Origin of the sequence: Peterkaempfera griseoplana (assembly GCF_001418575.1) — a bacterium.
GTDB classification, from domain to species: domain Bacteria; phylum Actinomycetota; class Actinomycetes; order Streptomycetales; family Streptomycetaceae; genus Peterkaempfera; species Peterkaempfera griseoplana.
The window spans coordinates 1-1,823 of sequence record NZ_LIQR01000604.1 but is presented as its reverse complement, the minus strand read 5'-3'; the positions used below and the strand labels follow the sequence as shown (position 1 = coordinate 1,823).

Annotated in this window: 2 protein-coding genes; both read right to left on the bottom strand. The window is 72.2% G+C overall.

All coding sequences use genetic code 11. From position 1 onward, the window contains the following. Window positions 1–1,008 (bottom strand): MFS transporter (locus tag AOK09_RS33935; RefSeq protein WP_055591064.1); only part of this gene is annotated, 1,008 nt, incomplete at its 3' end. 160 nt (window positions 1,009–1,168) lie between these two features. Continuing rightward, on the bottom strand, window positions 1,169–1,823 hold a 655-nt coding region (locus AOK09_RS33930), incomplete at its 5' end, for a YsnF/AvaK domain-containing protein (protein ID WP_157876148.1).

Here is a 1,823-nt window from a genome sequence, read left to right as displayed (position 1 = left end):
GCTCAGCAGGGCGCTGAGCGGGGCGGCGACCAGGCTGCCGAGTGCGGAGGGGAGCAGCAGGACGCCGGCGTGGAGGACGGTGGCGGTGAAGCCGTAGCCGATGGTCGCGGGGGTCTGGGCGAAGTCGCTGATGACCATGAAGGAGCCGTACATGCCGAAGCCGATGAGCAGTCCGGAGAGGTTGGTGAAGGCGACGGCGGGCCGGGTCATCATCGACATGTCGACCAGGGGGTGGGGGACGCGGAGTTCGACGGCGACCCAGGCGGCTGCGATGGCCGCGGCGGCGGCGAGCAGGCCCAGGGTGCGGCCGGAGGTCCAGCCCCAGGTGTTGCCCTGGCTGACGGCGACCAGGAGTGCGCAGAGCCAGCCGGCGAGGGTGGCGGCGCCGAGGGGGTCGGCGCCGCCCTGGCGGTCGACCACGGGGTCGGTGGGGATGCGCAGGGCGACCAGGAGGAGGGCGACGAGGCCGAAGGCGAGGCCCATCCAGAAGATGGACTTGTAGTTCCAGTGCTCGATGAGCAGTCCGGTGGCGACCAGGCCGAGGCCGCTGCCGACGCCCATGCTGGCGCTGATGAGTGCGACGCCGCCGGTGACCCTGTGACGGGGGAGTTCGTCGCGGACGATGCTGATGGCGAGGGGGAGGACGCCGCCGCCGGCGCCCTGGAGGATGCGGGCGACCAGGAGCCAGGTGAAGGAGTGGGTGGCGACGGCGATGGCGGAGCCTGCGACCAGGCCGGTGAGGGAGACCAGCAGCATGGGTTTGCGGCCGCGGAGGTCGCCGAAGCGGCCGAGCAGGGGGGTGAGGACGGCTGCGGCGAGCAGGTTGGCGGTCATCAGCCAGGTGATGCCGGTGGCGGTGGTGTGGAGTTCCCTGGCCAGTGAGGGCAGGATCGGCACCACCGCGGTCTGCACCACGGAGAAGGCCAGCATGGCGAGGACGAGGGCGGGCAGGACCCGTCCGCTGCCTGGCTGTGCGGCCGTGGTGGTGGGCTGGGGTGCCTCACTCACGGGTGTTCCTCCAAGAAATTGGTTCATGCTGCGTAAGGTGTACGTGCTGAAGCAAAAGCATGGAGGTGGTTGGTTGAGTATGTCAAATATCAACAGGTGAACCTCGAACGCCGCGGAGCCCGCGGCCCTGGAGCAGGGCCGCGGGCTCCGGATGAGGGCGTCAGGCGATCGGCTGCTCCAGCTGCAGCGCCGGCCCCGAGCCGTTGTACTGCGTGATGTGCGGCGCCTCGCCGCCGCCGCGCAGGTCGGACCGGTCGCTGCCGACACCGGCGCCGTCGTGCACCTTGACCTGCTCGCGGCGCAGCTGGGTGCGGACCACCTCCTCGTGGGTGACCCGCTCCACGACCAGGCGGACCCGCTCGACGGGGACCATCCGCTTGCGCACCACCGGGCGCTCCTCGCGCAGGGTGACCTCCTCGACGGCTTCGGAGATCTCCTTCTCGCTCAGCCCGGCGAGGTCGGCATCGCTCACCGGCACCCGCTCCACGCGGACGCGTTCGCGGACCACCGGGACGCGCCGCTCGACCTCCTCGGTGACCACGTACTTGCGCAGCCGGGCGGTGCCCAGGACGTGCCACTCCGTGGTGACCTCCACGCGCTCCTCGCGGCAGATCACATCCAGCTGCGAGGGTCCGGGGCGGGTGGCGGACGGGTGCTCGGGCCGGGTGGACGTGGAGTGCGCCGGGGCGGGGCCGGCCTCGGCGAAGTGGGGGGCGGCGTGGGTGTGCTCGGCTGCGGCCGAGCGGGTCGGGTAGGCGGTGTCGCGGTCGCCGGCCGGGGTCTGCGGCTGGGCCCGTGACACCTCGACGGTGGGG